At 54.5% G+C, this 5,997-nt stretch carries 5 protein-coding genes and 1 pseudogene; 1 reads left to right on the forward strand and 5 read right to left on the reverse strand.

Annotated features, from left to right (window positions below):
- The first annotated feature begins 333 nt into the window (after positions 1-333).
- Entirely contained in the window at positions 334-1,455 is a 1,122-nt protein-coding gene (locus ACIQ3A_RS13295) for an FAD-dependent monooxygenase (RefSeq protein WP_396432208.1), read from the forward strand.
- A 196-nt stretch (positions 1,456-1,651) separates the two neighbouring features.
- Here ACIQ3A_RS13295 and ACIQ3A_RS13300 read toward each other — a convergent pair whose 3' ends face one another.
- The 5 genes and pseudogenes from ACIQ3A_RS13300 to ACIQ3A_RS13320 form a co-directional block, all read right to left on the reverse strand.
- The gene (locus ACIQ3A_RS13300) at positions 1,652-3,289 is read right to left on the reverse strand and encodes an ion transporter (protein ID WP_396432209.1); all 1,638 of its coding nucleotides are present in this window, start codon (positions 3,287-3,289) and stop codon (positions 1,652-1,654) included.
- Between the two features lie 11 nt (positions 3,290-3,300).
- Positions 3,301-3,648 carry a hypothetical protein gene (locus ACIQ3A_RS13305; protein WP_396432210.1) on the reverse strand — a complete coding sequence of 116 codons (348 nt, stop codon included), beginning with the start codon at positions 3,646-3,648 and terminating at the stop codon, positions 3,301-3,303.
- A gap of 419 nt (positions 3,649-4,067) precedes the next feature.
- Positions 4,068-4,811, reverse strand: a complete 744-nt coding sequence (locus ACIQ3A_RS13310; RefSeq protein WP_396432211.1) for an ABC transporter substrate-binding protein — start codon at positions 4,809-4,811, stop codon at positions 4,068-4,070.
- Positions 4,812-5,009: 198 nt separating this feature from the next.
- On the reverse strand, positions 5,010-5,303 hold the full coding sequence (locus ACIQ3A_RS13315) for an RNA-binding protein (RefSeq protein ID WP_019425964.1): 294 nt from the start codon (positions 5,301-5,303) through the stop codon (positions 5,010-5,012).
- Between the two features lie 329 nt (positions 5,304-5,632).
- Positions 5,633-5,997 (reverse strand): annotated as a pseudogene (locus tag ACIQ3A_RS13320) (MBL fold metallo-hydrolase); the annotation flags it as partial.

A 5,997-nucleotide genomic window follows, 5' to 3' on the forward strand; every position in this document is an offset into this window, starting at 1 on the left:
TCGCCCCGGTGTTCCTGCACCATGCGTACAGCGCGTTCGCGCATTTCTGGTGAAAAACGATTTGATTTCTTGTTCATGGCTCCATCTTCTCAAAGTTTGGAGCCTCCTCAAAACCCGGGGCGATTCATATGGTGCAGCACCCGACAGTTCGAGCACTGGCTGCAGTGATCCGTACCGCGGCTCTCGGACTCCCAGGGTCGCCGTTCACAACAGCGCATCGAGCTGGCATTACTGAAAAGTTATAGTGGAATGAAAATTCTCTCTTGAGGTTGAATGCAGCGTCACTAGACTCGCTGTAACGTCAATCGACATCACTGCCCCGGGAGCGCACACATGAAGGTCCTTATCTCTGGAGCGAGTATGGCCGGCCTGACGGCCGCTTACTGGTTCGCCCGTCTTGGCCACAGTGTGACGGTTGTTGAGCGAGCCGATGGCTTGCGACCAGGCGGCGCCCCGATCGATGTTCGTGGACAAGCGCTGGGAACGGCAGAACGCATGGGTATTCTGGCTGAAATCAATGCGCAGAAGGTCGCCGTCGTGGCGCCGATGCCCGTCCTGGATGCCTCGGGCACGCAAGTGGCCACCCTGGACCTGAGCTGGTTTGCCAATGAGACCGATCACGATGTTGAAATCACGCGGGACCGGCTTAACCAGATCGTGCTGGATGCCATACCCAACGGCGTCGATTTTTTCTTTAATTCATCCATCGCCTCGATCGCCGATCAGCCTGGTGGCGTGGACGTGGTTTTTATGGATGGCCGGCAGGGGCGTTACGATTTGGTTGTAGGGGCAGACGGACTCCATTCCAATGTGCGCAAGCTTGTGTTTGGCCCAGAGAAAGACTATGTCCGCCACTTCGGCTATTACGTTGCCCTGATTGACCTGCCGAGCCACCGTGACTGGCAGCGTGCCATGCTCAACATCCCTGGCCTGACGATGGTCGTGCGTGATACCGGCGATGGTCCTCAGGCCATGATGCTCGCCGCCAATGCTGAGCTGGAATACGACCACCGCAATCTCGATGCCCAACGCCAGATGATTGATGACTTCCTATCGCAAGTCAGCACATGGCAGATGCCTGCATTGCGTGAGGCGTTTGCTGACCCCACGGCCAAGGGCTTTTATTTCGATTCAGTCAGTCAAACACACATGCCGAGTTGGATCAAGGGCAACGTGGCGGTGATCGGCGACGCGGGTCATTGCGCTGCGCTGCTGTCTGGCATGGGAACAACACTGGCCATGGTCGCCGCTGAAGCACTGGCCACCACCTGGACCGAAAACGATGGAAACACCTTGGCGGCGTCACCCATGTACCACGACCGCATGCGCCCCTACGTAGAGCAGTGCCAGGCATTCGCGCATGAAGGCGGCCCCATCATGGTGCCTCCCACTCAAGAAGCGCTCGATACGCGCAACGCGACTTTCCGAGAGTACGCATCGAAATTGGCTGTTTAAACGGGTGGGTGTTTGGGTGAGTCGGGTTGGCTGAAATTGACGCTGCAAAAAAGTGTGGCACGTTTTATTGCGCGGCTACTTTTGTGGGCTGTAACTTGTCGATTTAAAAGGAAAACGCCAGGCGATCACGTTGAAAATCTGCGTGTCGATGCCTCGATTTCGCGCCAGGCCAACGGTTTGCCTCACGCCCGAACGACTATGGCGAGCGAGGTGGGATGGCTTCATCCCCTTGGATCTGATGCCACAACGCCAATTCATCGGATGTCAGCCGCTTCTTTTGTTGGGCCACTGATTCAAATCGGGCGGCATCGGTCATGACCCCCAGTTGCCGAATCTGAGAGATCAGCATTTTGTAGTGCTCAATGGCGTGCTCGGAGGTGGCTGCGATCTTGTGCAGGGGCAGCACAGAGACATCTTCCTTGAGCTCTCTTTCCCGTTTTGCTTTGACGATCAGTCGGTTCACTTCTTCTTCACTCAGGTGAAGTCGCTTGGCTTCGGCCATGACTTTGTCAGTCTCGGCACCGTCAAGCATCCCGTCTGAGAGCATTTCATAAAGTTCGTTTTTCAGCGTTTCCCGCTCGATGCGGAGTTGGTCGGTAAAGGCCGAGGACAGCAAGGCCGCAGGAATGGCAAAGATGCCGATCCCGAGCAAGGCCAGGATGATGGTCATCACCCGGCCCATGGGCGTGATGGGTGAAATATCGCCATAACCGACGGATGCCAGTGTGATCACCGCCCAATAAATGGATTGGGGAATGTTTTCAAATTTTTCAGGCTGGGCATCGTGTTCGAACAGATAGCCGAGGCTGGCCGTCATGATCACCAGCAGCAGCATGATGAACGCAGAAGCGGCCAGCACCGGCCATTCCCTGGAGATGACACGGTTGAGGGTGGTGGTGGCACCGGTGTAGCGGGTGAGCTTGAGTAGCCGCAGTAATCTGAAAACACGCAGGAAACGCAAATCCAGCAAATGGTGCAGGAAGAATTCCAGAAAGAACGGCAAGATGGCCAAAAAGTCGATGATGGAACTGGTGGTTTTAGCTTGTTTGATGCGCCCGCCGAGCGCATGCTTCATGTTCGGATTTTCAACGCAGCTGTAAATGCGCAAACAGTATTCCAGCGTGAAGATGCCCACTGCGATGGCATCAAGAATGATGAACTCCAGATTCAGCAGGTACTGAATGCTGTCCACCGATTCGAAGATCACGGCGATGACCGAAACGATGACCCAGAAAACAATGAAGTTGTCAAAAATATGATGGAGCTCGCCACCAAAGGCGCTTGGAAACACCAGGGCGTGGATTTTTTGCCTGAATGTCCGGCCTTGGTTAGCGAGCTTGAACTCATTAAATGCAGGCACGAGCACTCTGAACAGCTTGAGAATTCGCAGCAAGCGAAGCAGCCTGAGGGCGCGCAGATCCAGTGGGATGAAGGCCTGCAAATAAAACGGCAGCACGGCGATCAGGTCAATCAGCGCAAACGGACTGAGGGCGTAGCGCACTCTGGGCCGATGTGCCGCCTTGAACTCTTCATCTTCTGGCGCCAGGTAAAGGCGCAGCAGGTATTCGATGGTGAAGATGGTCACTGAGAAAACATCAAACACATGAAACCATGCGGTGAACGGTGTGTAGATGGACGGGATGTGTTCTGCCACCAATGCGATCAAATTGACCACGATCAAGAGGCTGATCCAGCGCTCGAACACTTTGTGGAAATTGTCCTTTTGATGGGGTGACAACAGCCACAAAAATAACCATCTGCGCAAAGGCAAATCACTTGGGATCAGGCTTTGGGCCATGGGCGTGTGGTTGATGTCGGATTCTTTGGTTTCCATATGCAGTACCTTCAGAACTCCAACTCGCCAATGCGAATCACATTGGCACCCTTGTCGCAAACCGACAATCTGATTTGAACTTTTTCACCGATGTTGTCGCTGTCTGCCAAAGCGGTCAGCAGGGTCGGAATGGCCGAGCCAGGTGGGGTGGGTGTGTTTTTTTCAAATACCAAGGCGCCCGCCAATGTCCTGTCTTGAGAATCGCATTTGACGACGCGTTGCAAGCGGCCGCCTGAAAAGGGGTTGGTCAGTGCGCCCAGTGGGCCATCGGGTGCGGTGATGCTTTCGAAACAACCTGCCCAAATCTGTGTGCCCGGTGGCGACTGCACCGCACAAGCGGCCGGCTGGAAGCCAGGCACATGTCGGCTCTTGGCTGATTCGCTCAGCCATTTGAGCCAGGCTTACCCATTGCGTTTGGACGTTTCCTCAATCGTTCCTTTTTGGTAGGTCGTGTAACCCATCCATGCCACCAAGCAGGTCATGCAAATCATGAAAAAGATGAACAATTTGTCTGCGCGCTTTAACGGCGGGGTCATTGGTTGGATGCCGGCTTGTTTTGTATCCATGGCCATTTGAAAAAGTAACTAAAACGATACATTGAGGCCTTGAGACCACCAAGTCAATATATTTTGTTGTGTTGACAATTTATGTTCTATTTTTGTTTCTTTGTTGTTCGGGTGGTTTATGGCGTGGTGGTTTTTGAAACGATATCAACTGTGGGCGCATGGGGGCATGACCGGGTGCTTGTGTACTGCGCCCGTGATGACCAATTACAAGCTCAGAATATTGGTTGCACGGGGGCCACAGACGCCCCCTGGATACCGTGTTGGGCCAATGCCTGGGCTACTTTGCCGGACGCCTTCATATCCTCCACAAATCGGCTCAGGCTTGCAAGCGCATGCGGCCCTCTGACTTTGGGTGTGCCCATGGCTTGCTCGATGACCATGAAACGGCCCGGCAAAACGCGCAAATTTCCGTGTCGGTGGGCATCGGATTCCAATTGCTGGCGCACGCCGGCTGCGACTTCCAGTCCTTGGGCCAGAAATACATCGACCACGGTGGGCGAAGTGGGCGCTCGAACGATGCTGGCCCGCTTTAAGCAGCGTGTGAGGTACAGGTCGTAAGCACTGCCCTTGCCCACGGTCACTTGTATGCCCGCTTCATCCACTTGTTCGTTGTGCGTGATGGCCGATCCTTCGCGCACCATGTAACTGCCTTCTATCAAGACATAAGGGGGAGAAAAAGCGATGTCTTTGCCACGCAGCGGATCGATGGCAAAAAAACCAATGTCGACCTGGTTCGAACTGGCGGCTTCTACCGATTGGCCCGCAGAGTCAAAAACGCGCAAAGTCAGCTCAAGCCCCAGGGACTGGGCCAAGGCGCTGGCCATGTCCACCGAAACACCGGCAGGTTCACCGGTCTGTGGGTGGCGATAAGCCAGAATCGGATTGCCCAAATTGATGGCTGCGCGCAAAACGCCGGTGGGCGCCAGTGCTTCGATGAGCCCAGAGTAAACCGTCATGTCTTGACTTTCAAAATTACGACCAACGCCTTGTTGGCCACGCCAGAGGATAGTGTGTTCGTCTGCAGAATAAAAGCACTTCTTTCGCAAGCAGTGGTCCCGTATAAACCGCAATGACCCACGACTTGGCATAAGACCGATGCTCCACAAAAAAACCCGTCACATGGACGGGTTTTTTTAGGAGCCATCTGAAAAAGATCAGTTGCGTGTGTCGCGGTAACCGCTGCCGTAGCCGGTGCTTGGCTCTTTCGGCTTGGAGATGTTTACCACGATGGAGCGACCGCTGACCGACATGCCATTGAGGCCTGTGATCGCGGCTTGTGCTTCTTCAGCGCTGGACATTTCGACAAATGCGAAGCCTTTGGAGCGACCTGTGTCGCGGTCCATCATGACTTTGGCCGACAGAACGCCGCCAAACTCAGAGAAGTTTTGACGCAAGCTGGCGTCGTCAATGGTGTAGGGCAAGTTGCCCACGTAAATTTTGCTGCTCATGGTTGAGCCTTTCAGAGAGGTGGCATGCAGATTTTGAAACAAACCCTGCATACAGGAAATGGCGGTTTCTTGGGAGATTCCGCCGGGAAAAGTGCATCGCCTGACGGCGTCTGCACATTTGTTGGGGTGAGCTTGGAACTTGCAACCCGTCGCGGGTCAAGTCGGTGAGGGGGCGTGAGTCCTGTCCAGACCCTGGGGGCTCAAGTGCAATGCAGAGTGAGCCGTACTTTAAAAAACGCCTGCAATCCGTAAAGAAATTCACTCAAATCAAAGGCGATTGTATTCTCATTGAGTTTGCTGCAAGCCGCCAAGCGGGGCGAAGGCTGAGTTTATGCGTCGTGCAAGAAGCCATCACGCACTTCCATGGCGCCGCTGCGTTCCAGTTCGGACAGCATCATGTCCAGCCAGGTGGGCAAGTCGTGGTCAATGCCAAAGCGTTGGTGCAAGTCGTTTAAATAGGGGACTTGCATGGCCCAGTCACTGAATTCGGTTTTGGAGATGCGACCCCATTCCAGCAATTTGAATTTGAGCAAGACCTTGGTGCCGTAACGCGCGTGGCGCTCCGGGTTTCGGGCAAAAGCTTCCAGTTTGCTGCGTGCCAGAGCCAGTGCGGGGGCCACTTCGGTGAAGACGGCGCCATGCCCTGGGATGATGATGGCGGGCTTGAGTTGCTCGATCAGGTCAAGTGTTTGCC

It is taken from the genome of Limnohabitans sp., from assembly GCF_044361985.1.
Lineage (GTDB): Bacteria > Pseudomonadota > Gammaproteobacteria > Burkholderiales > Burkholderiaceae_C > Limnohabitans_A.

What these genes read in the sequence shown, in the direction of transcription:
- ACIQ3A_RS13295 (WP_396432208.1), top strand. Translation starts at nt 334, where the DNA reads ATGAAGGTCCTTATCTCTGGAGCGAGTATGGCCGGCCTGACGGCCGCT.
- ACIQ3A_RS13300 (WP_396432209.1), bottom strand. Translation starts at nt 3,289, where the DNA reads ATGGAAACCAAAGAATCCGACATCAACCACACGCCCATGGCCCAAAGC.
- ACIQ3A_RS13310 (WP_396432211.1), bottom strand. Translation starts at nt 4,811, where the DNA reads ATGACGGTTTACTCTGGGCTCATCGAAGCACTGGCGCCCACCGGCGTT.
- ACIQ3A_RS13315 (WP_019425964.1), bottom strand. Translation starts at nt 5,303, where the DNA reads ATGAGCAGCAAAATTTACGTGGGCAACTTGCCCTACACCATTGACGAC.